Origin of the sequence: Rhodococcus sp. 06-156-4, from assembly GCF_002259345.1 — a bacterium.
Taxonomy (GTDB): Bacteria; Actinomycetota; Actinomycetes; order Mycobacteriales; family Mycobacteriaceae; genus Rhodococcoides; species Rhodococcoides fascians_E.
The window spans coordinates 36,157-61,496 of record NZ_NPGB01000039.1; the positions used below are offsets into that span (position 1 = coordinate 36,157).

General features: G+C 65.1%; 20 protein-coding genes. 8 read left to right on the top strand and 12 right to left on the bottom strand.

Features of this window, described 5'->3' with window-relative positions; genetic code table 11:
- Positions 1-23 precede the first annotated feature (23 nt).
- Positions 24-1,454: a stealth family protein gene (locus CH290_RS28920; protein ID WP_019665314.1), complete on the top strand. Its 1,431-nt coding sequence runs from the start codon at positions 24-26 to the stop codon at positions 1,452-1,454.
- A gap of 1 nt (position 1,455) precedes the next feature.
- Here CH290_RS28920 and CH290_RS28925 read toward each other — a convergent pair whose 3' ends face one another.
- Positions 1,456-2,361: a phosphodiesterase gene (locus tag CH290_RS28925; protein ID WP_019665315.1), complete on the bottom strand. Its 906-nt coding sequence runs from the start codon at positions 2,359-2,361 to the stop codon at positions 1,456-1,458.
- Between the two features lie 190 nt (positions 2,362-2,551).
- On the opposite strand from CH290_RS28925, the gene CH290_RS28930 reads away from it, so the two are divergent.
- Positions 2,552-3,346: an alpha/beta fold hydrolase gene (locus CH290_RS28930; RefSeq protein ID WP_019665316.1), complete on the top strand. Its 795-nt coding sequence runs from the start codon at positions 2,552-2,554 to the stop codon at positions 3,344-3,346.
- Positions 3,347-3,399: 53 nt separating this feature from the next.
- Here CH290_RS28930 and CH290_RS28935 read toward each other — a convergent pair whose 3' ends face one another.
- Together CH290_RS28935 and CH290_RS28940 are read right to left on the bottom strand one after the other, a co-directional pair.
- The gene (locus CH290_RS28935; protein ID WP_020113079.1) at positions 3,400-4,497 is read right to left on the bottom strand and encodes an acyl-CoA dehydrogenase family protein; all 1,098 of its coding nucleotides are present in this window, start codon (positions 4,495-4,497) and stop codon (positions 3,400-3,402) included.
- A gap of 10 nt (positions 4,498-4,507) precedes the next feature.
- On the bottom strand, positions 4,508-5,683 hold the full coding sequence (locus CH290_RS28940) for an acyl-CoA dehydrogenase family protein (RefSeq protein WP_019665318.1): 1,176 nt from the start codon (positions 5,681-5,683) through the stop codon (positions 4,508-4,510).
- Between the two features lie 77 nt (positions 5,684-5,760).
- On the opposite strand from CH290_RS28940, the gene CH290_RS28945 reads away from it, so the two are divergent.
- From CH290_RS28945 to CH290_RS28960, 4 genes are read left to right on the top strand one after another with little or no spacing between them, the layout of a single operon-like run.
- Positions 5,761-6,327 (top strand): histidine phosphatase family protein, encoded by a 567-nt coding sequence (locus CH290_RS28945; RefSeq protein WP_033188082.1) that lies wholly within the window; start codon positions 5,761-5,763, stop codon positions 6,325-6,327.
- Position 6,328: 1 nt separating this feature from the next.
- On the top strand, positions 6,329-6,811 hold the full coding sequence (locus CH290_RS28950) for a RidA family protein (RefSeq protein WP_033188081.1): 483 nt from the start codon (positions 6,329-6,331) through the stop codon (positions 6,809-6,811).
- A 9-nt stretch (positions 6,812-6,820) separates the two neighbouring features.
- A complete protein-coding gene (locus tag CH290_RS28955; protein WP_080733889.1) occupies positions 6,821-8,305 on the top strand; it encodes an ABC transporter permease subunit in 1,485 nt (494 codons plus the stop codon).
- A complete protein-coding gene (locus CH290_RS28960) occupies positions 8,302-9,048 on the top strand; it encodes an amino acid ABC transporter ATP-binding protein (RefSeq protein ID WP_019665322.1) in 747 nt (248 codons plus the stop codon). Before CH290_RS28955 ends, CH290_RS28960 begins: the two co-directional genes overlap by 4 nt.
- 40 nt (positions 9,049-9,088) lie before the next feature.
- Here the strand turns inward: CH290_RS28960 and CH290_RS28965 are convergent, their stop codons facing one another.
- From CH290_RS28965 to CH290_RS28985, 5 genes are all read right to left on the bottom strand, one after another.
- A complete protein-coding gene (locus CH290_RS28965) occupies positions 9,089-11,140 on the bottom strand; it encodes a xanthine dehydrogenase family protein molybdopterin-binding subunit (protein WP_033188080.1) in 2,052 nt (683 codons plus the stop codon).
- The gene (locus tag CH290_RS28970) at positions 11,137-12,132 is read right to left on the bottom strand and encodes an FAD binding domain-containing protein (protein ID WP_020113083.1); all 996 of its coding nucleotides are present in this window, start codon (positions 12,130-12,132) and stop codon (positions 11,137-11,139) included. The genes CH290_RS28965 and CH290_RS28970 overlap by 4 nt, the downstream gene beginning before the upstream one ends.
- Positions 12,129-12,623, bottom strand: coding sequence for a 2Fe-2S iron-sulfur cluster-binding protein (locus CH290_RS28975; RefSeq protein ID WP_033188079.1), 495 nt, complete (start codon positions 12,621-12,623; stop codon positions 12,129-12,131). The genes CH290_RS28970 and CH290_RS28975 overlap by 4 nt, the downstream gene beginning before the upstream one ends.
- A 90-nt stretch (positions 12,624-12,713) precedes the next feature.
- Positions 12,714-14,192, bottom strand: a complete 1,479-nt coding sequence (locus tag CH290_RS28980) for a carboxylesterase/lipase family protein (RefSeq protein ID WP_033188078.1) — start codon at positions 14,190-14,192, stop codon at positions 12,714-12,716.
- A 135-nt stretch (positions 14,193-14,327) separates the two neighbouring features.
- A complete protein-coding gene (locus CH290_RS28985) occupies positions 14,328-16,019 on the bottom strand; it encodes a DEAD/DEAH box helicase (protein WP_170945279.1) in 1,692 nt (563 codons plus the stop codon).
- Positions 16,020-16,469: 450 nt separating this feature from the next.
- On the opposite strand from CH290_RS28985, the gene CH290_RS28990 reads away from it, so the two are divergent.
- A complete protein-coding gene (locus CH290_RS28990) occupies positions 16,470-18,257 on the top strand; it encodes an AMP-dependent synthetase/ligase (protein ID WP_033188077.1) in 1,788 nt (595 codons plus the stop codon).
- Positions 18,258-18,300: 43 nt separating this feature from the next.
- Here the strand turns inward: CH290_RS28990 and CH290_RS28995 are convergent, their stop codons facing one another.
- Positions 18,301-18,915, bottom strand: a complete 615-nt coding sequence (locus CH290_RS28995) for an alpha/beta hydrolase (RefSeq protein WP_033188076.1) — start codon at positions 18,913-18,915, stop codon at positions 18,301-18,303.
- Positions 18,916-18,971: 56 nt separating this feature from the next.
- Between CH290_RS28995 and CH290_RS29000 the strand changes: the two genes are divergently transcribed.
- On the top strand, positions 18,972-22,394 hold the full coding sequence (locus CH290_RS29000; protein WP_033188075.1) for a TM0106 family RecB-like putative nuclease: 3,423 nt from the start codon (positions 18,972-18,974) through the stop codon (positions 22,392-22,394).
- A gap of 6 nt (positions 22,395-22,400) precedes the next feature.
- Here CH290_RS29000 and CH290_RS29005 read toward each other — a convergent pair whose 3' ends face one another.
- From CH290_RS29005 to CH290_RS29015, 3 genes are all read right to left on the bottom strand, one after another.
- On the bottom strand, positions 22,401-23,375 hold the full coding sequence (locus CH290_RS29005) for an ABC transporter substrate-binding protein (RefSeq protein WP_230595619.1): 975 nt from the start codon (positions 23,373-23,375) through the stop codon (positions 22,401-22,403).
- 88 nt (positions 23,376-23,463) lie between these two features.
- Positions 23,464-24,657, bottom strand: coding sequence for an alanine racemase (locus CH290_RS29010; protein ID WP_170947452.1), 1,194 nt, complete (start codon positions 24,655-24,657; stop codon positions 23,464-23,466).
- A 46-nt stretch (positions 24,658-24,703) separates the two neighbouring features.
- Entirely contained in the window at positions 24,704-25,336 is a 633-nt protein-coding gene (locus tag CH290_RS29015; RefSeq protein WP_019665333.1) for a TetR/AcrR family transcriptional regulator, read from the bottom strand.
- Positions 25,337-25,340: the final 4 nt, after the last annotated feature.

The window sequence follows — 25,340 nt, forward strand, 5'->3', positions numbered from 1 at the left end:
CCTCGACGACGCCTCACCAGGCGATGGTCGAGGATCTTCTGTTCGTTCGGGCCGTGCTCGACGACGCAGCGATCCCGTACCTCCTGGTGCGAGGAAACGACGAACGTCCGGTCGTCGCCATCGACGATTCGCGTCGCGCTGCTCTTCGGGACGCACTGGTGGCGGCATGCACCGCCGAGCCGTTCTACTGCAAGACCGTCGACGTCAAACGCGGCAAGGCAGTGCTCGTCGCCGACGGAGGACTCGACGACTCACCCAACGCACGAATCTTCCGGTTGTTCCGACCCCGCGCAGAACCGACGAGCGGTTTGAACTACGGCGCGTCCACCGCGGTACAGATCGAACTGTGGGACATCTCGGCGTCGGACATCGTTCTGCCCGTCGAGAACTCTCTGACCCGCCGAACGATCAAACCGGAGGAAGCGGTACGCGGCACCGTCGACCGGTTCGGCAAGACGTGGCCGACCATCGAGAACATGTTCGCCGACCACGCGTCCGACATCAATTTCGACATCGACATCGTGTTCTCCTGGGTCGACGGTTCGTCGGCGGAATTCCAGGCTCAACGCGCGAAGCGCATGCAGAACTACGTCGTCGGCGAGGGGGACGCGTCCGCCGCACGCTTCCGTCAGATCGACGAGCTGAAGTACGCCCTCCGATCGATCCACATGTATGCACCGTGGATCAGGCGAATCTTCGTCGCAACCGACTCCGACCGGCCGTCGTGGCTCGCCGACGATCCACGCGTCACGTTCGTGCCGAGCGAGACCTTCTTCGTCGACACGTCCGTACTGCCGACCCACAATTCACAGGCCGTCGAGTGCCAGCTGCACCACATCCCCGGACTGTCCGAGCACTTCCTCTACTCCAACGACGACATGTTCTTCGGTCGACCCGTCGGACCGCAGATGTTCTTCTCCCCCGGCGGCATCAGCATGTTCATCGAAGCCCCCATCCGAATCGGACTGGGCTACAACGACGCCGACCGGAGCGGATTCGAGAACGCCGCCCGCGTCAACCGTCGGCTCCTACAGGACCGATTCGGCATGACGACCACCCGCCACCTCGAACACGCAGCGACCCCGTTGCGCAAGAGCGTCATGCAGGAGATGGAGAACGAGTTTCCCGACGAGTTCGCGTCCACCGCGGCCAGCGTGTTCCGTGCGAGCACCAACATCTCGGTGACGAACTCGCTCTACCACTACTACGCCCTGATGAGCGGCCGAGCGGTGGTGCAACGCGACGCGAAGGTCACCTACATCGACACCACGGCATACGCCGGTCTCCACCGGATGGAATCGATGCTGCCCAAACGCGCAGTCGACTTCTTCTGTCTCAACGACGGCAGCTTTCCGGAGGTCGATCTCGAAGTGCGCACCCATCGCGTCACCGAGTTCCTCGACCGCTACTTCCCCATCGTCGCGCCGTGGGAAAGTTCGGCTCGGGCCGAGTGAACTAGACGTCCACTCTCGAGTGGCGAGTGCTGTCGGCAATCGTCACGCCCGCGCGGTCGAGCCGCCGTGCGACCTCGTCGGCCGAGACGTACTCGCCGACGGTGTCGTACGAGCCTATCGGCACCACCGAATGCACGACGGTGTCGTCGTAGACGTGCACCAGGTTGAACGCCTGGGCCCCGTCCCGGCCACGGATCGCGCCCGGCTCCACACTCAAGTCCTGGGTGTAACACGTCGCCGACGCCACCGACACCGGAATTCCGGCGAACGTCGCCGTCGTCGAATAATGCAGATGCCCGGCGATGATGGACCGAACATCGGTGCCGCGGACCACGTCGGCCAGCCTGTGCTGATCGACCAGTTCGACGAGCACCGCCAGATCCAGCACCGTCGGAACCGGAGGATGATGCATGGCGAGAATGGTCCCGAACTCGGCCGGGGTGGCGAGAACATCGGCGAGCCAATCCAACTGCGCGGCCGTCACTTCACCGTGATGTGCGCCGGGGACCGTCGAATCGAGGGTGATCACGCGGAGGCCGTCGATGTCGTGGACACGATCGACCGACCCCGACGCGTGCTCCTGATCGAGCAGCCGCGACCGAAACGTCGCCCGATCGTCGTGATTGCCCATCGCCCAGACGACCGTCGCACCCAAGGCGTCGGCAACGGGTTCGACGAGGCGGCGCAAGGTGTCGTACGCGCCCGGCTCCCCTCGATCGGTCAGATCCCCCGTGAAGACGAACGCGTCGGGGCGAACACCGGACGCCTCGACGTCGGCGAGAAGACGGGTCAACCTGGCAGTACTGTCCACTGCGCCGTACAGATCTCCGTCGGCAACCAGATGGGTATCGCTGACGTGCAACAAGCAGTGATTCGGGCGTGGATACTCCGCCGTCCGAGCCTTCATCGGTAACTCGCTTCCGATCGGCCGTGGTGGGCACGCTGATCGCGTGGTCCTCTTCCTCAACCCTAGCCAAGACTCCAGAGGAAAATAGCGCGGGTACGTCACACCAACATGGAACGAACATCTGCCGGGAGTCCCGGCACCGGCGCAGTGGCCTAGATTTGGGTCCACTCCCTACGAGAGGATCCCGCCCATGAAGTTCACTCGATCCAAAGTCGCCGCTGCCACCGCGGCACTGGCAGCAAGCCTGCTGCTCGGCACAGGAACCGCAGCTGCGCAGGACCTGCCCACCGTCGTGCTCGTCCACGGCGCCTTCGCCGACACCTCCAGCTGGGACGGCGTCGCAGCAGACCTACGCGCTCGGGGATACGACGTCGTCGTTCCGGACAACCCGCTCCGTGGGCCCGGCTACGACTCCGCAGCCGTCGAGAAGGTCGTCCAGGGCATCGACGGGCCCGTAGTGCTCGTCGGGCATTCCTACGGCGGCTCGGTCATCACCAACGTGCACGCGTCGAACGTGGAATCCTTGGTGTACGTCGCGGCCTTCGCACCCGCCGCGGGCGAACCCGCCGCGCTGGCACTCGACCCGTTCCGTTTCGGTCTGACATCGCTGCTGCCGCCGGTGCTCGGCCTCGGCATCGTCGACGACTCGACCAACATCCTCGGCAAGAACGTGGACGGCTACATCTCGCCGAGTCTGTTCAAGCAGTACTTCGCTCCCGACGTCAGCGACGAGCAGGCGGCGAAGATGATCGCGAGCCAGAAGTCGATCGCGGCCACCGCCCTGATCGAGCCGAGCGAACCGCCGTCCTGGGCGGACACCAAGAGCTACGCACTGATCCCCCAGCAGGACCAGATCATTCCGCCGGCCTCGGAGAAGTTCATGGCCGAACGCGCAGGCGCAGAGATCACCGAGGTCCCGGGCTCGCACGCGATCCTCGTGTCCAACCCGGGTGCAGTCGTCGACCTGATCGTCGACGCGTCCTGACTCCGCTGTGCGCGGAAATGTAGGCCAGGGCCTACATTTCCGCGCACGTGGGATCAGCGAGACAGAATGCGCAGGTGCTCGTCCGCACCACCGAAGGTGTGCTCGATCGCCGTCAACCGCGACACGTAATGACCCACCGGGTACTCGGCGGTCACGCCGATACCACCGTGCAACTGGATCGCTTCCTGCCCGATCTTGCGCGACGACCGCGAGATCTGCAGCTTCGTGCGCGACGCCACCGTCTGATCGACCACGTCGTCGGCCAGGTTCATCGTCGCGTACAGCGACATGCTGCGCGCCAGTTCGAGCAGCACGTACATGTCCGCGGCGCGGAACGTGAGCGCCTGGAACTTGGCGAGCGGAACGCCGAACTGCTTGCGCTGCTTCAGATAATCGGTCGTCAGACGCAGCGCTTCCTCCATCGCGCCGACAGCCTCGGCCGCCAGGGCAGCCTGCGCCTTGACCTCGGCAGCAACGATCGCAGCACTCGCGTCCGATCCGTCACCCAACGGCTCGGCCGCGACGTCGGTGAAGGACAGCTGCGCCGCCCGGCCGCCGTCGTGCGTCACGTAGCTCTTTCGCTCGAGACCCGTTGCGTCACCGTCGACCAGAAACAGTCCCGTTCCGCCGCCCGGAAGCGCCGCACTGACCACGATCACGTTCGCCGAACCGCCGTGCGGAACCGGATTCTTGACACCACTCAAGGACCAGGATCCACCGTCCTCCGTCGCAGCGACCTTCACCTCGACGTCGGGCCACCGGCTGCCGGTTTCGTTGTGCGCGAACGCAAGCAACGTCGATCCCTCCGAAACCCCAGGCAGCACACGCTTGCGCTGATCGGCAGAACCGACCGCGGAGATCAGCCCACCGGGAAGGAGGACGGCGTCGAGAATCGGCTCCGGGGCGAGCCGTCGACCCACCTCGGTCATGACGGCCATGATCTCGACCGGACCGGCATCCATGCCGCCGTCGTCCTCGCTGAAGCTCAACCCGAGCAACCCCACCTCGGCCAATTGCTTCCACACGTCCGTCGACCACCCCGGATCAGCGGCCACGATCTTGTTGCGCTTCTCGGTGTCGTACGCGCGGGTGAGCACCTCACGCGTGGTGTCGCGGAGAAGTTTCTGCTCTTCGTTCAGTTCGAAATCCATTGCCCTACCCTCACAGTCCGAGAATCGTCGACGCGATGATCTGCCGCTGAACTTCGTTGGAGCCACCGTAGATGGAGACCTTGCGATAGTTCAGATACGTCGGAACCGAACGTTGAGCCCAGCCGGGACTCTCGATGTCGTCACCGGCCTCGTAGGGCAACGAATCCGGACCGGCGATGTCCATCAACACCTCCGTCGCGGACTGCTGCAATTCCGAACCGCGGAGCTTCAAAATCGACGACGCCGGGTTGGGCTTGCCGTCGGCGGAACTCGACACCAATCGCAGCTGAGTCAGTTCCAGTGCCAGAACCTCGTTTTCCAGCTCCGCGAACCGCGCCGCGAACAGCGGGTCCTCGAGCAACGTACCCTCGCCGACCTTCGTCGCCGCCGCGTACTCCTTCGCGCGCTCGAGCCGAACCTTGGTGTGGCCGACGCGGGCGACACCCGTCCGCTCGTTCCCCAGCAGGAACTTCGCGTAACTCCAGCCCTGGTTCTCCTCGCCCACAAGGTTTTCCGCGGGAACGCGCACGTTCTCGAAGAACACCTCGTTGACCTCGACGCTGCCGTCGATCAACTTGATCGGGCGCACCGTGATGCCCGGCGTCTGCAGATCGATCAACAGGAAGGAAATACCTGCCTGCTTCTTCGGCGCATCAGGATTCGTCCGCACGAGCGCGAAAATCCAATCCGCATACTGCCCCAGCGTCGTCCACGTCTTCTGCCCGTTGACGATGTAGTCGTCTCCGTCACGCAGTGCCGTCGTCCGCAGCGACGCGAGGTCCGAACCTGCCTCCGGCTCCGAGAATCCCTGACACCACCAGATGTCCAGATTCGCGGTCTTCGGGAGGAACTTCTCCTTCTGTTCCTGCGAACCGAACGTCGCGATGACCGGCCCGACCATCGACGCGTTGAACGCGAGCGGCTCGGGAACCGATGCCAGCTGCATCTCGTCGAGCCAGATGTGATGCTGTACTGCCGTCCAATCCCTGCCACCGAACTCGCTGGGCCAGTGCGGGACCGCGAGGCCGTTGGCGTTGAGAATTCGCATCGTCGTCACCATGTCCTCACGGCTCAGTTCGATGCCCACCCGGTTCTTCTCGCGGATCTCCGCGGGAATCTCGGTGGTGAAGAACGTCCGCATCTCGTCGCGAAATGCGGCTTCCTCCTCTGTCAGGGCAAGATTCATAGGGGTGCCTCCGATATCGACCACGTATGTCCTCTTCGACCGTACTCTGCGGTAACTGCGATAATCTTCTCTTCACTATGACTTTTCTGGCACTGGTCCGGCACGGAGAAACCGACTGGAATCTTCACGGCCGTCTCCAGGGCAGTTCCGACATCCCACTCAACGACACCGGACGCGCACAGGCCCGCGAAGCCGTGTACGAACTGTCCGATCACTCGTGGGACCTGCTGGTCTCCTCACCGCTCTCGCGTGCGGCCGAGACGGCCGACATCATCGGCTCGCACCTCGGTATCTCCCGCACCGCCACCTACCCCGATCTCGCCGAACGTCACTTCGGCGCCGCGGAGGGGTTCACCGACTACGACGCGTACTCCCACTGGCCGCACGGGATGTATCCCGGCCTCGAGCCACGACGCGACATGATCGTCCGCGGAGTGCGCGCGGTCGACGAGATCGCGGCCGCGAATCCCGAGTCCTCGGTCATCGCCGTCGCGCACGGCGGAGTCATCCGCGGCATTCTCGACGCCATCCGGGGCGTCACGTCCCCACGGATCCTCAACGCGGGCGTCTCGACGCTCCTGCACGACGGATCCGGATGGACCGTCGAGACGATCAACGGTGTCCCGACGACGAGGCTGTGGTGACATGCACATCGAGAAACGCATCGAAGAACTCGGCTTCGTCCTCCCCGCCGAGGCGCAGGCACCTCCCGGATTCGAATTCTGCTTCGACTGGGCCCGGGTCCGCGGCAACCGGGTGTACGTATCCGGTCACTCACCGCAGCGTTCCGACGGCTCCCTCGCAGGCCCGTTCGGTGCGGTGCCGTCGGACATCTCCCTCGACGCGGCCACCGACGCGGCGCGAGACGCGGCTCTCGCGGTGCTGGCCAGCGTCCGTCGCGCTGTCGGCGACCTCGACCGCGTCTCGGCCTGGCTGACCGTCTCCGGGATGGTGAACGCGGACCACGGCTTCACACAGACCACCACCGTGATCAACGGTTTCTCCGACGTCGTCCTTCAGGTGTTCGGCCCGGAGATCGGGGCACATGCCCGCAGCGCGATCGGCGTGGCCGCGCTACCGATGAACAATGCCGTGGTTGTCTCGGCGGAATTGGAAATCGACGGGTAGGTTTTTCCAGTGCACCGAAAAGCGCTCGCTCTACTGGCCGCGATCGTCGCTCTGCTCGCCGTAGCCGGCTGCGGATCGTCCGGTTCGGTACTGGACAAGATCCGCGACGACGGCGTGATCGTCGTCGGCACCGAAGGGACCTACAGTCCGTTCAGCTTCCAAGGTTCCGACGGCCAACTGACCGGGTACGACATCGACGTCGTCAATGCCGTCGCCGGCGAACTCGGGGTCGGCGTCGAATTCGTGCAGACACCGTTCGATTCGATCTTCGCCGGCCTCGAATCGCAGCGCTTCGACCTGATCGCCAACCAGGTCACCATCAACCCCGAACGGCAGAGCGCGTACGACCTGTCCAAGCCGTACACCGTCTCCGAAGGCGAGATCCTCACCGCGGCGAACAACACTTCCATCACCTCCGTCGCCGACCTCGCCGGCAAGACCACCGCGCAGTCGTCGACGAGCAACTGGGCCGAGGTGGCCGCCGATGCCGGTGCCGACGTGGAGGCCGTCGAAGGGTTCGTCCAAGCGGTCACCCTGGTGAAGGACGGCCGAGTCGACGCCACCGTGAACGACAGCCTCGCCGTCGCCGAATATCTGAAGGAAACCGGCGACACCGGCGTGAAGGTCGCCGCACAAACCGGAGACACCAGCTATCAGGCGTTCGCCGCCCGCAAGGACAGCGGACTGATGGACGACATCGACGCCGCGATCGACACCCTTCAGGCCGACGGCACACTCGCCCGGATCTCCGAGAAGTACTTCGGCTCGGCCGTCGCTGCACCCACCGCGGACACCCAGGCTCCGACGTCCGACGGCGCTGCGAGCGAACAACAGTCGAAGTTCGACCTGATCCTCGACAACCTCTGGCCGATGCTGAAGGCCACCGTCACCATGACGATTCCGCTCACCGCCATCAGTTTCGTCGTCGGACTCGTCATCGCCCTCGGCGTCGCGCTGGCGCGGATCTCGTCCACCACAGCGCTCTCGTCGGCCGCCCGGTTCTACGTCTCGATCATTCGCGGCACTCCCCTGCTGCTGCAGCTGTTCATCGTCTTCTACGCGCTGCCTCAGTTCGGCGTCGTGATCGATCCGTTCCCCGCCGCGGTGATCGCCTTCTCCCTCAACGTCGGCGGATACGCCGCGGAAGTCATCCGAGCCGCCATCCTCAGCGTGCCCAAGGGCCAGTGGGAAGCGTCGCAGACCATCGGTATGGGCTACCGGACCACGCTGCAGCGCATCGTCCTTCCCCAAGCCCTGCGTACCGCGGTCCCTCCGCTGTCGAACACACTGATCTCGCTGGTGAAGGACACTTCGCTGGCGTCGACGATCCTCGTGACCGAACTTCTGCGCGTCGCCCAGCTCGCCGCCGCACCCACCTTCGACTTCTTCGCGCTCTACAGCGTCGCCGCCCTCTACTACTGGGTGATCTGCATGATCCTCTCGTTCTTCCAAGGCAAACTCGAAGTCCGACTCGACAGGTACGTGGCCAAATGACAGATCTTCTCGAAGTCAAGTCTCTGCGAAAGTCGTTCGGCCCGATCGACGTCCTCAGCGACGTCTCCTTCACGGTGCCGTCGGGCACGGTCACCGTCATCATCGGCCCGTCGGGATCGGGCAAGACCACGGTTCTGCGATCTCTGAACGCTCTCGATCCCGCCGATGCAGGCATCGTCCGCATCGGCGACGTGACCGTGGACTTCGGCGCGAACCCCTCCGCCGCAGCTCTGCGCGCATATCGCGCCCAGAGCGGAATGGTGTTTCAGCAGCACAACCTGTTCCCGCACAAGACCGTGTTGCAGAACATCACCGAAGGCCCGGTCATCGTGCAGAAGCGCCCCCGCGCGGACGCCGAAGCCGACGCACACCGCCTGCTCGACCAGGTCGGCCTTGACGCCAAGGCCGATCAGTACCCGTTCCAGCTCTCCGGCGGCCAACAGCAACGCGTCGGCATCGCACGGGCATTGGCGCTGAAACCGAAACTGATGCTGTTCGACGAACCGACGTCGGCACTCGATCCCGAACTCGTCGGCGAAGTCCTCGCCGTCATCAAACAACTCGCGTCCGAGGGCTGGACGATGGTCATCGTGACCCACGAGATCCGGTTCGCCGAGCAGGTCGCCGACGAGGTGCTGTTCATCGAAGGCGGCGTCGTGGTCGAACGCGGAACTCCCGCCGACGTACTGAAGAACCCCGCCGAGGCCCGAACGAGGCAGTTCCTCAGCCGTCTGCTCCTGTGAGCGGAAATGTAGGCATTGGCCTACATTTCCGCGCACGTGACTAGAGGTGCGGAAGGACCTTGTCCAGAGTGATGGGAAGGTCCCGGACCCGCACGCCGGTGGCATGGAAGACGGCGTTACCGATCGCTGCGGGGGAACCGACCGTACCGATTTCGCCGATTCCCTTGCCTCCCATGGGGCTCAGTTCGTCGTCGTGCTCCTCGACCCAGGTCGCCTCGATGTCGACGGGAATGTCCGCGCACACCGGAACGTGATACTCGGCGAAGTCGTGGTTGGAGAATCCGCCGAACTCCGGATCGGTGTTTCCCGCTTCCATCAACGCCATGCCGATCCCGAAGGTCATGCCGCCGATCAGTTGCGACCGAGCGAGGCGCGGATTCATCACACGCCCGATCCCGAAGACACCGAGCATTCGCCGGACCCGCACCTCACCGGTGTCGACGTCCACCTCGACCTCGGCGAACTGCGCACCGAACGCCATGCGTGCGAAGTCCTTCTGCGCGTCCAGGTCGTCGGAGGTGTCGACGGTGACCTCGGCCGGGCCGGTCTTCGAGGCGAGTTCCGTGCACGCCTTCGTCACCGCCCACCCCCAGGACGACGTGCCCGAGGAACCGCCTGCACCTGGGGCCTTCGGCAGCGCACTGTCACCCAGCTTCAGGACCACGAGATCCGCGGACACACCGAGGGCATCGGCGGCGATCTGCCGCAACACGGTTCGAGCGCCGGTACCGATGTCCGACGCCGCCACGGACACCGTGACGGAGCCGTCCTCGGCCCGCGTCGCCGACGCCGTCGACGGGCTGATCAGCACCGGGTAACTCGCCGTGGCGACACCGGTACCGATGAGCTTGCGCCCTTCCCTGCGATGCCCCGGACGTGGATCGCGCTCCGCCCACCCGAACCTCTCGGCTCCCTCACGCAGACACTCGACGACGCTGCGCGAGGAGAACGCGTTGCCACTCGCCGGGTCCACGTCCGGTTCGTTCAGTATTCGCAACTCGATCGGATCGATTCCGACCTCGTAGGACAACTCGTCGATCGCCGTCTCCACCGCGAACATCCCGGGAGCCTCGCCAGGTGCCCGCATCCAGCGCGGCGTCGGGACATCCAGCACTGCCAGTCGATGCGTGGTGCGACGGTGGGGCGAGGCGTAGATGTGGCGCGACGACTCCGCGGTCTGCTCGCAGAATTCGAAGATCTGCGACGTCTGCTGAAACGTGTCGTGTGCCAACGCCGCGAGGGTGCCGTCGGCGGATGCACCCAACTGGACGTGGTTGATCGTCGGCGTGCGGTATCCGACGAGATCGAACAACGCCTGCCTCGGCAACGCCAGCTTGACAGTGCGGCCGACGGCACGCGACGCCATGGCCGCCAGCACCGCGTTCGGCCGGGTACTGCCCTTGGCGCCGAACCCGCCGCCGACGTTCTCGGCGACGACGCGGACGTTCGACGGGTCCAGACCGAACACCGTCGCGAGGTCCCCTTGGACTCCGGAGGGCGCCTGCGTCGAATCCCACACCGTCAGAACGCCGTCCGACCATTGCGCTGTCGTCGCGTGCGGTTCCATCGGACTGTTGTGCATGGGAGCCGTCGTGTACCAGCGGTCGACGACGTGGGCCGCGGACGCCAACGCCGAGTCAGGATCGCCGACGGTCACGTCGGTCGGAAACCCTGCGTTGACGGTCTCCGGCGCATACAGCGACGCGTGATCCGTCGTCAGTTCGTTGTCCGGCCGCGCCTCGTCCGCGTACGTCACCCGAACCTGCGCGGCGCCCTCGCGTGCGGCCTCCAGGGAGTCGGCCACCACTGCGGCGACGATCTGACCACGGTAGGCGACTCGATCGGATTGCAGCACAGCAAGTTCGGTGTCCTCGATCTCACCCAATTTCTCGGCGTTCTCGTGCCACAGCAGCGTGACGTCGGCCGGCGCGGTCACCTGGGAGACGCGACCTGTAGGAATCTCCGCCGGGACATACCAGCAGTAGGCCGGCGCCGTCTCCGCATGCTGCTCGACAGCGTATCGCGCCCGGCCGGTCACCTTCGCGACGCTCTCCGTCCGGGGGATCGACTGCCCTATCGATGCGGTACTCATTCCTGCACACTCCTGGCTGCCAGATCGGTCAGGGCCTCGGTCACCAGATTGCGCACCAAGGGAACTTTGAACCCGTTGTCCCGCAACGGCACCGCGGCCTTCAATTCCAAGTCGATCGCTTCACGAAACGCCTCGTGCTTCGCCGACCTGCCCAGCAGTTCACCCTCCGCGGTGATCGCACGCCACGGCTTGTGCGCGACTCCGCCGAGCGCCACGCGCGCCTCGGTGACCTGACCGCCCTCCACCCGAAGGACCGCAGCCACCGACGCGAGCGCGAATGCGTAGGACGCACGGTCGCGCACCTTCCGGTACAGCGACACCGCGCCGTCGGGCAGCGCAGGAATGTCGATGGAGGTGACGATCTCGTCGTGGCCGATGGTGGTGTCCAGATCGGGATCGTGTCCGGGTAGCCGGTACAGCTCCCCGATCGGCACACGATGGGCCCCGTGCGGGCCCTGAATGTTCACCACCGCATCCAACGCGGTCAACGCCACTGCCATGTCCGACGGATGCGTCGCCACACAATGATCCGACGCCCCGAGGATGGCGAGGTTGCGATGATCACCCGCGATGGCCGGACAGCCGGAACCAGGATCACGTTTGTTGCACGGCTTGGAGGTGTCCATGAAGTAGACACACCTCGTGCGCTGGAACAGATTGCCCCCGACGGTGGCCATGTTGCGGAGCTGACCCGACGCACCGGACAACACCGCACGCGACAACACGGGATAGCGCGAGCGAACCACCGGATGCACAGCCAGATCACTGTTGCTCACCGCTGCGCCGACCCGAAGCGACCCGTCGTCCAGAATGTCGATCTCACCGAGCGGCAACCTCGTCACGTCGATGAGCGACGACGGTTGCGCCGCACCGAGCTTCATCAGATCGACCAGGTTGGTCCCACCGCCCAGAAGCGCGGAATCCGGATCCGACGCAAGCCGATTCACAGCGTCGGCGACGTCGGTGGCGACGTCGTAGGTGAACGTCTTCATTCGCTTGCCTCCATCACTGCGGGCACGATGTTGGCGTAGGCACCGCAGCGGCACAGGTTGCCGGACATCCGTTCGCGGACTTCCTCGCGGGTCAGGCGTGGGTGATCGTCCTCGGTGACCGCGCTCGGCCAGCCTTGCTTCGCCTCGTCGATGACGGCAACGGCCGAGCAGATCTGCCCGGACGTACAGTATCCGCACTGAAACGCGTCGTTGTCGACGAAGGCCTGTTGCACAGGATGGAGCGTGTCACCGTCGGCGAGGCCCTCCACGGTCACCACCTCGCGGCCCTGGTAGCCGACTGCGAGGGCGAGGCAGCTGTTGATGCGGCGGCCGTCGACGAGCACGGTGCACGCACCGCACTGGCCGTGATCGCATCCCTTCTTGGCGCCGATCAGATCGAGATGTTCTCGAAGTGCGTCGAGCAGAGTCGTCCGCACATCGCAGTCGAAATCGTGGTCGGTGCCGTTCACGCGCAGCGTCACTCTGGTCATGCGGTCGCAATTACCCAGGATCGTAGAATTCTCAAACATAGTGGCGCACAACAAAGGCCAGCCTAACCTCCCTCGCCTATGTGAGTAAATCTAGGTGAACCCGAGAATCTCCTCACCCCATGCCCGACGGAGTTCGCGGTCCGGGTCGTCGACCTCCGTGTCGTGCTTGTCGATCAACAGAGTCGTCCGAGTCGCCTCGTCGTACGGAGCCCACGGATCACGTCCGTACGCGAAATCGACCCAGCGGCGCCGGAGACGCTCACCGACCGCTTCTGCAGTTCTGCGACCACCCAGCTTGAACGTCGGATCCTTGGGAACGACGCCGAAGTTGCCGAACACATAGGGCACCTCGGTACCGTGCATCGCGCCCAGCCTGGTGATCTTCAGGAACGGAGTCGCCTGGTCGAAGCGATACAGAAAAGTGCGTGCCCGACGACTGTGCGCCTCCGCGATCCACAGCGTCGGCATTCGAAACGCTGCATCGCGCGAAATTTCGAGCGCCGACCGCTTCGTCGGATACCCCGGATAGGCCGACGTGACCTCCACTTCCTCGTCGGCCCTCATCTCGGGATGATCCTCGGCGATCGCCTGGAACATCTCGTGCACCTTGTCCGGGGTGATCGGCATCAACGGCGACTTCATCAGCTTGAACATCGACGATTCGTCGTGGTTGGTCCCGATCAACAGAGGGACCGCGTGCTGGTACCCCTTCTGGAAGGCCGCGACCGGGTAGTGCGGGACCAGATCCCTGTCGACGACGGGAGCCAGCGCCAAGGTTCCCGGCACTTTCGCCGGGATCTCCTGCACCAACTCACCCGTCGCTCGCACGATGTCCCCGATGTCGAGCCCCCGCAGTCCCGACGCCTCCACCCCCGCGAGTTCCAGGAAACGCTCCGCGATGGACGACGCCCTCTGCGCCCCGTACACCGATGTCGCCGGGGAGCTCTCCGCGATGACCCGGTGGAACAGTCCGGCAGCCGCAGGCGAGACCATCAGGGTGGTGACCGACCCACCGCCCGCCGACTCCCCGAACAGCGTCACCTGCGACGGATCACCGCCGAAGCCCGCAATGTTGTCCCGCACCCATTCCAGAGCCGCGATCTGATCACGCAGACCGACGTTGGAATCGAAATCCCCGAACGTCGAGAAATCCAGAAACCCCAGCGCACCGAGACGGTAACCCACCGTCACCAGCACCACCTGCCCCTCGGTGACCAGCGTCCTGCCGTCGTACACCCGTTGCGCGGAGTTGCCCAGGTAGTACGCGCCGCCGTGAATCCACACCATCACCGGCAAGCCTCGGGCGCCGGCCGGGCTCCACACGTTGAGCGTCAGGCAGTCCTCGCCGACGGTCAGGCCCGGGTCGATGGGCAGGGGGCCGTGCTCGGTCTGCGGCGCGATGTGCCCGAACTCGGTCGCGTCGCGCACACCCGACCATGTCGTCGGCAGCCGAGGTGCCCGCAGCCGAAGATCGCCCACCGGAGGCGCCGCGTAGGGAATTCCCTTCCACACGGCCACACCGTCGTCGACGATTCCCTGCACCTGTCCATACAGTGTCTGCGCGATCACCGACTCATGATCCCCTGCCGACGGCGCGTCGTCCCGACAAGTCGATCAAGAATTCTCGAGTTGCGGACCACCGGCCTGATGAACACGAGAAAACCCCCACCCGACGTGCGGGTGAGGGTTTCTCGGGTGCTCGTGTCAGTCCCGGGGACGACGGCCCTTGAACTTGCCGCCGCCGCGGGGGCCACCGCGGCCACCGGGAGGACCCGAATCAGGCTGAAGCTGAATCAACACACCGCTGATCCTGGTGCGCCGCAACGCCTCGACCGTCTCGTCGGCGAGATCGGCCGGCAGCTCGACGAGCGAGTGATCGGGACGAATGCTGATGTGCCCGAAGTCCGAGCGCCGGAGCCCACCCTCGTTGGCGATGGCACCGACGATGGCACCGGGAGCGACGTGATGACGCTTGCCGACGGCGATGCGGTACGTCGCCATCGCCTGGCCGGTCTTGCGGTGGTGCGAGCTTGCGGCATCGTCGTCGAACGTCCGCGCCGGCCGCGGCTCGCGCTTCTCGCGAGGTGCGCGCGGCGGGGCAGGAGGCTCGGGCTTGAGCAGGAACTCCTCGCCGTCACGGGATTGAACGGCCAGAGCCGCTGCGATGTCCGCCAACGGGACGTCGTGCTCACGCTCGTAATCCTCGATGAGCTTGCGGAACAAGCTCAGGTTCGGCGAGTTCAGGCTCTCGGTGATGGAGTCGCCGAACTTGGTGACACGTTGGGCATTGACGTCGTCGACGCTCGGCAACTGGATCTCGGTGATCGGCTGACGCGTCGCACGTTCGATCGCCTTGAGCAGGTGACGCTCCCGCGGTGCGACGAACAGCAGCGCCTCGCCTGCACGTCCCGCTCGCCCGGTGCGACCGATGCGGTGCACGTAGGACTCGGTGTCGTGCGGAATGTCGTAGTTGATGACGTGCGAAATTCGGTCGACGTCGAGTCCGCGGGCTGCGACATCGGTCGCGACCAGAACGTCGATGGTGCCGTTCTTGAGCTGACCGATGGTGCGCTCACGCTGAGCCTGGACGATGTCACCGTTGATGGCCGCTGCCGAGAAGCCCCTGGCCCGCAGTTTCTCCGCGAGTTCCTCGGTGGCCTGCTTGGTACGGACGAACATGATCATCGCCTCGAACTCTTCGACCTCGAAGATGCGAGTGAGTGCCTCGAGCTTGCGCTGATGCGCCACCTGGACGTACCGCTGGGTGATGTTCGGTGCCGTCGACGTCTTGGTCTTGACGGTGATCTCCACCGGATCGTGCAGGTACTGCTTGGAGATCTTGCGAATGGCAGGCGGCATCGTTGCGGAGAACAGCGCAACCTGCTTGTACTCCGGAGTGTCCGAGAGAATGCGCTCGACGTCCTCCTGGAAGCCCATCTTGAGCATCTCGTCGGCCTCGTCGAGCACCAGGTACTCGAGATGCGACAGATCGAGCGTCCCCTTCTCCAGGTGGTCGATGACACGACCGGGCGTTCCGACGATGATCTGCGCGCCCTTGCGCAACCCGGACAGCTGGATACCGTAGGCCTGGCCGCCGTAGATCGGAAGAATGTGCAGGCCCGGAATGTTGGCCGCGTACTTGCCGAACGCCTCGGCCACCTGCAGCGCCAGCTCACGCGTCGGCGCCAGGACGAGCGCCTGCGGAACACGCCGCTCTACGTCCAGACGCGACAGGATCGGCACGGCGAACGCGGCGGTCTTACCGGTGCCGGTCTGCGCGAGGCCGACGACGTCGCTGCCGTTCATCAACGGCGGAATCGTCGCCGCCTGAATCGGCGACGGACTCTCGTAGCCCACGGCATGCAGAGCCTTCAGCACTCGCTCGTCGATACCCAGATCGGCGAACGTGGTGGTGGGAGACTCGGAAGGGGACTCGGCGGAGGGGGTCGCTTCGGAGGACGCCGATGCCGACCCGCTCGAAGTGGACTCGTCAGTCGTCACAGCGGCATCCTGATTCGGCAGTGTTGAACAAGTACTCGATTGTGCTCATATACAGCCGAGCTTAGTCCCTGTCACGGACTCGGACAGACGAGTGTCGCAAATCAGCGGTCGACGTCACCTCCCACGCCCCGTCCCGCCGACCTGCAGTGTCGGTGTCGTGGTGACCGAGGCGACACTCGCTGTCGAAATCGACGGTCGCAACAGTTATTGTGCACTGCGAGTCACACCTAACTCCACACGACTGGTCGGAAAAATTCGCAAACCGGACACCCTCGGTAGTGCAACACGGCCCCGAATGTGATGAAATGCACACCTGTTACGTCATTTTCCCGGAGGGGTCCTACAGTGCGCGAATATTCTGTGCCGGCGTCATTCACCATTCCCGACGATGCTTCGATGGCCGATACCGTTTTCCGGTACGAGAAGGAGTCCCCGAACCTCGTACCGTTCCAGCGTCTCGTCGGCGGAACCTGGACCGACGTCACCGCAGCGCAGTTCGCCAAGGAGGTCAAAGCCGTCGCCAAGGGCCTGATCGCCTCCGGCATCGAGCTGGGCGACCGCGTCGCGATCCTGTCGGCAACCCGCTACGAGTGGGTCGTCCTCGACTACGCCATCTGGACCGCAGGCGGCTGCACCGTCGCGATCTACGAGACCTCCGCAGCCGATCAGGCTCAGTGGATCCTCGAGGACTCCGCCACCAAACTGCTGATTCTCGAGACTCCCGCACATGCCGAGGCACTGAAGGAGGTCACCGAAGGCGCAGCAGACCTGCGCGAGGTGCTGCAGATCGACGCAGGCGCCATCGACGAACTGACCACCCGCGGTGCAGGCGTCAGCGACGAGGACCTCGACACCAGGCGTCACCAGGTGAAGGCGTCGGCGCCCGCAACGCTGATCTACACCTCCGGCACGACCGGTCGCCCCAAGGGTGTCCAGCTGACGCACGCCAACTTCTACGCCGAGGTGCAGGCCACACAGCTCGCTCTGCACGATTCGATGAAGGAGGGCAACCGCACCCTGATGTTCCTGCCGATGGCGCACGTGTTCGCGCGCGCTGTCTCCTTCGGCGCATTCGAGTCGAAGGCCACCATCGGCCACACCTCGGACATCACCACGCTGCTCGACCAGTTCGCGACGTTCAAGCCGGACTTCATCCTGTCCGTCCCGCGTGTGTTCGAGAAGGTCTACAACTCGGCCAAACAGAAAGCACACGACGGCGGCAAGGGCGGCATCTTCGACAAGGCCGCGGCCACCGCGATCGAGTGGAGCGAAGCCCAGGACAAAGGCGGCGCCGGACTGCTCCTGAACATCAAGCACACCGTGTTCGACAAGCTCGTCTACTCCAAGCTGCGCGCAGCACTCGGCGGCAACTGCGACCGCGCAATCTCCGGCGGCGCCCCCCTCGGCGCACGCCTCGGTCACTTCTTCCGCGGCGTGGGAATCCCCGTCTACGAGGGCTACGGCCTCACCGAGACCAGCGCGGCCATCACCGTCAACACCACCGCCGAGCAGCGCATCGGCAGCGTCGGCAAACCGCTCAACGGCCACGCCGCCAAGATCGCCGAGGACGGCGAACTTCTGCTCAAGGGCCCGGTCGTCTTCGGTGGCTACTGGCACAACGAGAAGGCGACTGCGGAGTCCATCGTCGACGGGTGGTTCCACACCGGCGACCTCGGTGCCATCGACCAGGACGGATACGTCTCCATCACCGGCCGAAAGAAGGAAATCATCGTCACGGCCGGCGGCAAGAACGTCGCACCTGCCGTGCTCGAGGACGCACTGCGCGCGCACGCCCTGATCAGCCAGACCCTCGTCGTCGGAGACGCCAAGCCGTTCATCGGCGCGCTTCTCACCCTCGATCCCGAAGCCCTGCCCGGGTGGAAGGAACGGCACAACCTCACCGACATCTCGTTCGAGGACCTGAAGAAGCACCCCGAACTGGTCGCCGAGATCGACAAGGCTGTCGCCGACGCCAACAAGAAGGTGTCCAACGCCGAGCAGATCAAGAAGTACAAGATCCTGGAGCAGGACTTCACCGTCGAATCGGGAGAACTGACCCCGACGATGAAGCTCAAGCGGAACATCATCCACCAGGAGCGCGGCTCGGAGATCGAGTCGATCTACGCCAAGTAGACAGTTTCTGCGTGTGGCGGGCGGACCCGGACCGGGCCGCCCGTCACACGTGTGTCAGGAGAAACTCCGCGGCTTCGAGCGAAACCGTCCGGTGAACCTTCTCGTGCAGTAGATCGTGGCCCGCGTCCTCGAATTCACGAAGGCGGGCGCCCGGCACGTTCGGGATCCACGACCGGACTGCGTCGATGGGCGCCATGCGGTCGTCGACACCGTGCATCGCCAGCAGCGGCAAGGTGGAATCGCTCAGATCGGTCGGCTTGCCCGTCGTCGACTTGGGAGTTCCGCACAGTACGACCGACGCGAAACCGTCCGGGTTCCTCCCGAGCGCAGAGATTGCCGTCGCGGCACCGAGCGAGTGGCCCATCAGCGCGACCGGGACACCCGAACGCTCGGAGCGTGCGATGTCCGCGAGCTGCAGGGCATTGTCGGCAAGACCGGTGATCTGCGACGCGTCGGACAACTCGCCCTCGGTCAGCCCGTGACCGACGTGATCGACCGCCCACACGTCGATGTTCTCGGTGTTCATGACGCGGGCGAACCGATGATAATTGCCGCTGTTCTGGCCCAAGCCGTGCAGAAACACCAGTACGAGACGGGGATGCGGCGTGGTCCAGGACCGATAGTGCACGGCCCCGGTGACTCCTTCGAAAAACGGCATTCGACTATTTTGCCTTCTCCACGGACCTGTCGCTGCATTCACCTACAGTTGGGCGCGTGTTCGTACTCGGTGATCAGGTCATCTACAGCGCCAGCGACCTGTCGGCCGCAGCCGAATGCGAATACGCATTGCTGCGCACCCTCGACGCCAAACTCGGCCGGACGAAGCCGGTCCCCACCGCACCCGACCCGATGCTGGAACGCACGTCGGAACTCGGATTCGCCCACGAACGACGCCAACTCGACGCGTTCCGGAAACGGTTCGGCGCGGGCGTGTCCATCATGCCGCGCCCCGAACGAACCATGCAGGGCCTCGCCGACGCGCACGCCGCCACCATCGAAACCGCGCTGTGGGGGTACGACGTCCTGTACCAGGCGACATTCTTCGACGGCCGGTTCCTCGGATTCTGCGACTTCCTCGTCAAGGAGGACGCGGGGTACTCCGTGTACGACACCAAGCTGTCCCGCCACGCACGCGTCCCGGCACTACTGCAACTCGCCGCCTACGCCGACGCACTCGGATCGAGCGGAATCGATGTCGCCGACACCCTGCACCTCATGCTGGGCGACGGAACGACCACAGACCACGCCCGGCGGAACCTACTCCCGATCTACCGTCGCCAACGTGCCCACCTCGAAGACATCCTCGACGAACACGTGCGCGACGGCGACGCCGTCGACTGGGCCGACCCTCGCTTCACCAAGTGCGGGCGCTGCGAGATGTGCGACGAGCAAGTCGTCGCACGGGACGACCTCCTCCTCGTCGCCGGATTGACCGGAGGCCACCGAGCGCATCTGCACGACGCCGACGTCACCACAACCGTCCAACTGGCATCCGGCGACGGCCCGATCGACGGCATCTCGGCTCGCATCCTCGGCAACCTGCGCGCGCAAGCAGGTCTGCAGATCACCCAGTCCGCAAGCGGCAGAACAGAGTACGAGATCTTCGACGCCGACGCGCTCGGCGCCATCCCCGAACCGAATCCCGGCGACATCTTCTTCGACTTCGAAGGCGACCCACTCTGGGCAGAACCAACCTCAGGAGCCGATCCGCGGGCTGCACTCACGGCAGGATCCACCGAGTGGGGCCTGGAATATCTGTTCGGCGTTCTCGACACCGACGGGCAGTTTCTTCCGTTGTGGGCGCACGACCGCGTACAGGAACGCCAGGCCCTGATCGACTTCCTCGCCTACGTCGTCGAACGCCGGAAACAATTTCCCGGCATGCACGTCTACCACTACGCCGCCTACGAGAAGACCGCGCTGCTCAGGCTCGCCGGGCGATACGGCGTCGGCGAGGAGGTCGTCGACGACCTCCTCCGCGACAACGTGCTCGTCGACCTCTACCCCGTCGTACGAGCATCGCTACGCATCGGCGAACGCTCCTACAGCATCAAGAAACTCGAACCCCTCTACATGCCCGCGGGTCGCGACGGCGACGTCACCAACGCCGCGGCGTCGATCGTCGAGTACGCCAACTGGTGCGACCTCCGAGATGAGGGCAGGACCGAGGAAGCCGATGCACTATTGAACGAGATCGCCGACTACAACCGCTACGACTGTGATTCCACTCTGAAACTACGAGACTGGCTGCTGGAGAGGGCTTCCGACGCAGGAATCCCACCCCGCCACGCGGCGGACATCGGCGCCGACACCGAGGAAGAAGCCACCCCGCTGGAAGAATCGCTCCGCGAATTCGCCGGACTCACCGGCGACAGGTCCGATCTCCAGCACGCCGTCGCACTCTACGGCGGATCCATCGGATACCACCGACGCGAACGAAAGCCGTTCTGGTGGGCACACTTCGACCGGTTGCAGAGCCCCGTCGACGAGTGGGCCGACGCCCCGGGCGTGTTCACCGTCGACTCGGCGGAAGCCGAGAGCGAATGGGCGAAGACCACGCCGCGGCAGAAGTTGCTGCGACGGCGACTGAGACTGACGGGCGCGGGAAACGTCGAGAAGTCGGTCCGGTTGCTCTACGACACACCCGCACCCGACGGTCTGGAACAGCCTCACCCGTCGTACCGGGCGTGCAGCCGAGGCGACCTGGTCGAGGCCGAGGACGACGTCGTCGTGATCGAGGAGAAGCTGACAGCAGGCGCGGACCCGTGGTCGGCGCTGCCGATGGCCGCAGCGCCGGTCTCACCCATCCCCACGGTCAGCATCGAAGCGGCGATCGTCACTGCCGCCGAGGAACTCGCGGCATCGTTGCCCGACCTCCCTGCAACGGCAGTCGCCGATCTGACATCACGGTCGGCTCCTCGCACGCGGTCCGGCTCCGGGCTTCCCGCCGTCGTCGGCAGCGACTACATCGGCGCGATCCTCGGCGCACTGACCGATCTCGACAACTCGTACCTCGCCGTGCAAGGACCACCCGGAACCGGCAAGACCTACACCGCGGCCGCGGTCATCTCCTCGCTCGTCCGCGATCACCACTGGCGTATCGGCGTTGTCGCACAGTCACATTCTGTGGTGGACAACCTGCTCGACGGGATCGTCCGCGCCGGGGTCCCCGAACAGCTCGTCGGCAAGAAGAAGGCGCCCGACGGCGTGACCGAGCTCGAGGAGGGCAAGTACCCGTCCTTCGTGGCCGACGCAGCGGAGGGTTGCGTCGTCGGCGGAACCGCCTGGGATTTCTCGCACACCACCCGCGTCGTCCCCGGATCGCTCGACCTGCTCGTCGTCGACGAAGCCGGACAATTCTCCCTGGCCAACACCATCGCCGTCGCAGGGTCCGCACGAAACCTGTTGCTACTGGGCGACCCTCAGCAACTCCCCCAGGTCAGCCAAGGAACACATCCGGAGCCCGTCGACGAGTCCGCGCTCGGATGGCTCGCCGCCGGGCATGGTGCACTTCCCGCCGACCGCGGCTACTTCCTCAGCCGCACCTGGCGCATGCACCCCGACCTGTGCGCACCGGTCTCCGCGTTGTCCTACGAGAACAAACTGTTCTCCAACGAGGACGCCACGTCCCGACGCGTCCTGGACGGCCTGCGACCCGGACTGCACACGGTGACCATCGACCACGACGCCAGAACCACCGAATCACCCGAAGAAGCAGAAGAAGTTCGTCGACAGATCGAGAAGATGGTCGGCCTGCCGTGGACCAACCCCGACACGCACTCCGGTCCCCGCCCACTCGAGCCGACCGACTTCATCGTCGTCGCCCCGTACAACGCCCAGGTCGCCTGCATCCGAGAGTCATTGGACCGCGCCGGACTGGCCGAGGTCCTCGTCGGAACCGTCGACAAGTTCCAAGGCAGACAAGCCGCAGTCGCCCTCCTGTCGATGACCGCATCGAACCTCGGTGACTCACCCCGCGGAGCGGGATTTCTGCTGTCCCGAAACCGGTTGAACGTGGCCCTCTCTCGCGGGCAATGGGCAGCAATGATCATCCAGTCCCGAACCCTCACCCACTACCTCCCCGCCACCCCCGACGGCCTGGACTCCCTCGGGGCGTTCATGGCGTTGACCGGATAGCAGCCGCTACGACGCCCTCGTCCAGGAGCCGATCGAACCGGCGATCGTGTCGGCAATGGCCGACGCGGTGATGACCAGCCCGTTGTTCAATCGAGGATCGAGCACAGCGGTCCTACCCTCGGCGACCGCAGGGAGCGCCTGCCATGTTCCCGCCGCACCGACAACCGCAGGGTCCGTCGTCTGGTGGAAGATGTAGTCCGCATCCGCCAGCGAGGACAGGTTCTCGAGCGACAGCTGCTGATTGCCTTTCTCGTCCGCGGGGTCGAAGTACAGCACGTCCAACCCGAGATCTCGGGCCACGGTGGTGCCGATCTGATTGGTCCACAAGTTGACGTAGCCCTTCGCGGCAGGTTCGCTCGTGACCAACGCAATCCTTCTGCCCACCAACGCGTCTCCCAGTTCGGAGCGCGCATCGGCGACGGTCGCATCGTAGGCGTCGAGCAGCACCGCTGCGTCCGATCCCCTCCCGAGAGCGTCGAACTGGCTCGACATCTGCGCTCGGAAATCCGGTTCGTTCACCTCGACCGGCAGCACGGGAGCAACCTGCGACAACAGCTCGTTGCCGTACCAGTCCAGCCGCCACCCGTTGGCGCGCATCACGATGAGATCGGGAGCGAGCGCTGAGACTTCCTCGATGCTCGGACCGTCCGGACCGCCGATGGACTGCACGTCCCTCCCTATCCGTCCGTCGTACTGACCGGCCGGAAGAGATCCCGGCGCGGCCGTGTTGCCCGTTGCGACAAGCGGATACCCGGCGAGCAGAGCGAACTCGAGGTCGCCACGACCCTCCATCACGACGACACGAGCAGGGTCTCGCGGAATTGTCGACTCGAATCCGTCACCTCGCACGGTCACCCTCGCCGCGGACTCCGAACTGTCCTGCGTGACCGACGATTCTGCGCGAGCGCACCCAGCCAAGCCCAGCAAGGACACACTCCCGACCATGAACGACCGTCGAGACAACCCATTCTTCAGATGCATTAGGCAATGCTAAGTTAATGCCTTCCCGGCCCCGACTTGCGTTCATATAGTTCGAGGCGACCCGGCTCCACAGACCGAGGCGACGCGCCTAGCCGAAGTTCTTGCCCTCGCCGCGGTACGTCGGGACCACGCTGACGCTGCCGTCGGAATCGACGACATGCAGCGTATCGACCCGCTCACACGGCTCTCCGGCCTTCGCGTTACGGAACCAGATGCGATCACCGATACGCGCACCGCTGGTGGCGACGGGAGTCTGCACCTCACCGGCGCCTTCGTTGCGCAGAAGCTTCAGCCCTCCCCGCAGGATTCCCTGCGCAGTTCGGGAGAGCGCCACCGGGGCGGGCAGACGCGACCTCGATGCCTGACCCGACGCGACGTATCCCCCACCGAACACCGTCGCGATCGTCGGCGTCGGCGTACGAACGACCGGCAACACGAAGTACAGCGCAGGCTCCGGCGTGAATGCCCGGTAGCGGTCGAACAACGTCGGCGCGAACAACCCCGACCCGGCCGTCACCTCGGTGACCGAGGACGCCGCGGAGCTGACTTCGAGCGACCCGGTGCCGCCGCTGTTGACCAGTTCCAGCGGGCCGACGGCATCGACGACCGCGTCGACAACCGTCGACCGGCGGGTCCGCAACTCTGCAGCCGACGCCTTCTTCATCAGCTCGACCACCGCGTTGGAATCCGGCAGTCCCGCGATCTGCGCCTCGTAGAACATGACACCGACAACCCGGAATCCTCGGTCCTTGGCCGTCCTCGCGAACGACGCCACCTGCGCAGGCTCCCGCAGCGGTGACCGTCGGACACCGAGGTGGATCGGCCCCAGACGAAGCGAGGCGTCGACGTCGATGCACACGCGCGGCCGAGGCCGATCCGAACCGGCGGCCTCGCGAATCACATCGAGATGGGCGGGATCGTCGATCATCAGCGTGATGCGCCCCGACAGCACCCGATCTCGGGTGATCTCCTCCAACGAGACCCTGTCCACCGTCGGATACCCGACCAGAACGTCCTCCGCCCCCGCCCTCGCCAACCAGATCGCCTCGGCCGGCGAGTAAGCCATGATTCCCTCGAACTGCTGTGCTGCAGTGAGATTCGGACCCAGCACACGCTCCAGAATCGCCCGGGAACGGACCGACTTGCTGGCGACACGAATCGGCGTCGACCCCGCCCGCCGCCGAAGATCAGCAGCGTTCGCGTCCAGAGCCCCCGCATCGACGACGGCGAACGGCGGCTCGAGATGCGCGGTGGCGTCGGCGAGAAGATTCAGAGAGGGCATACGGTCGGTCGGCACCCGGTCAGCTAACCACCGATCGCCCTCCCCGTCAGATTTCGACGGCCTTGCCTGCGATGACACCGGACAGATCGTCGAGTGCAGTGATCACTGCCATGTCGTCCCTGTCGACCAGCCACCGCAGAATCAGCCCGTCGACTGTGGCCATCCCGAAATGCGCGACGGCCGACGTCGGCTCCAGCCAGCGGGTGCCGGTGATCCGCGCGCACCTGTCCAGGAACGCGAACGTGTCGGTGTCGCGAATCCGGTATTGCCCGGATGCGATGGTCGCGGCGACCTCCGAGCCGAGCGCGCGGTGCCGAAGCAGATACGTCTTGATCTCGTAGGACAGCAATTGCCGATCGGCCGTCTCCTCCACGAGTGGCCAGATCGCCGTCAGACCGCTGTGCACCAACATCCGTAGCCCACGCACCCCGCCGACGTGACTCGGATGCTCGAACGCGGTGAACAGCGCCGCTGTGACATCGACCACCAAGCCCTCGCCCATGGCGATGACCAGATCTTCCTTGGATTCGAAGCAGTAGTAGACGGCTCCGCGGGGAACCGACGCCTCCTCGGCGACGGCACGGACCGTCAACGCGTCCACACCGACCCGTTCGGCTAGGTTCAACGCCGCGTGGACCAGGTGTGCACGCCGAGCATCGACGGGCAGCCGGGTCTGCATGCGT

Bases quoted from the DNA above. Each gene is read 5' to 3' on its own strand.
- CH290_RS28920 (WP_019665314.1), top strand. From the start codon at position 24: ATGGTCGAGGATCTTCTGTTCGTTCGGGCCGTGCTCGACGACGCAGCG.
- CH290_RS28925 (WP_019665315.1), bottom strand. From the start codon at position 2,361: ATGAAGGCTCGGACGGCGGAGTATCCACGCCCGAATCACTGCTTGTTG.
- CH290_RS28930 (WP_019665316.1), top strand. From the start codon at position 2,552: ATGAAGTTCACTCGATCCAAAGTCGCCGCTGCCACCGCGGCACTGGCA.
- CH290_RS28935 (WP_020113079.1), bottom strand. From the start codon at position 4,497: ATGGATTTCGAACTGAACGAAGAGCAGAAACTTCTCCGCGACACCACG.
- CH290_RS28940 (WP_019665318.1), bottom strand. From the start codon at position 5,683: ATGAATCTTGCCCTGACAGAGGAGGAAGCCGCATTTCGCGACGAGATG.
- CH290_RS28945 (WP_033188082.1), top strand. From the start codon at position 5,761: ATGACTTTTCTGGCACTGGTCCGGCACGGAGAAACCGACTGGAATCTT.
- CH290_RS28950 (WP_033188081.1), top strand. From the start codon at position 6,329: ATGCACATCGAGAAACGCATCGAAGAACTCGGCTTCGTCCTCCCCGCC.
- CH290_RS28960 (WP_019665322.1), top strand. From the start codon at position 8,302: ATGACAGATCTTCTCGAAGTCAAGTCTCTGCGAAAGTCGTTCGGCCCG.
- CH290_RS28965 (WP_033188080.1), bottom strand. From the start codon at position 11,140: ATGAGTACCGCATCGATAGGGCAGTCGATCCCCCGGACGGAGAGCGTC.
- CH290_RS28970 (WP_020113083.1), bottom strand. From the start codon at position 12,132: ATGAAGACGTTCACCTACGACGTCGCCACCGACGTCGCCGACGCTGTG.
- CH290_RS28975 (WP_033188079.1), bottom strand. From the start codon at position 12,623: ATGACCAGAGTGACGCTGCGCGTGAACGGCACCGACCACGATTTCGAC.
- CH290_RS28995 (WP_033188076.1), bottom strand. From the start codon at position 18,915: ATGCCGTTTTTCGAAGGAGTCACCGGGGCCGTGCACTATCGGTCCTGG.
- CH290_RS29005 (WP_230595619.1), bottom strand. From the start codon at position 23,375: ATGCATCTGAAGAATGGGTTGTCTCGACGGTCGTTCATGGTCGGGAGT.
- CH290_RS29010 (WP_170947452.1), bottom strand. From the start codon at position 24,657: ATGCCCTCTCTGAATCTTCTCGCCGACGCCACCGCGCATCTCGAGCCG.
- CH290_RS29015 (WP_019665333.1), bottom strand. From the start codon at position 25,336: ATGCAGACCCGGCTGCCCGTCGATGCTCGGCGTGCACACCTGGTCCAC.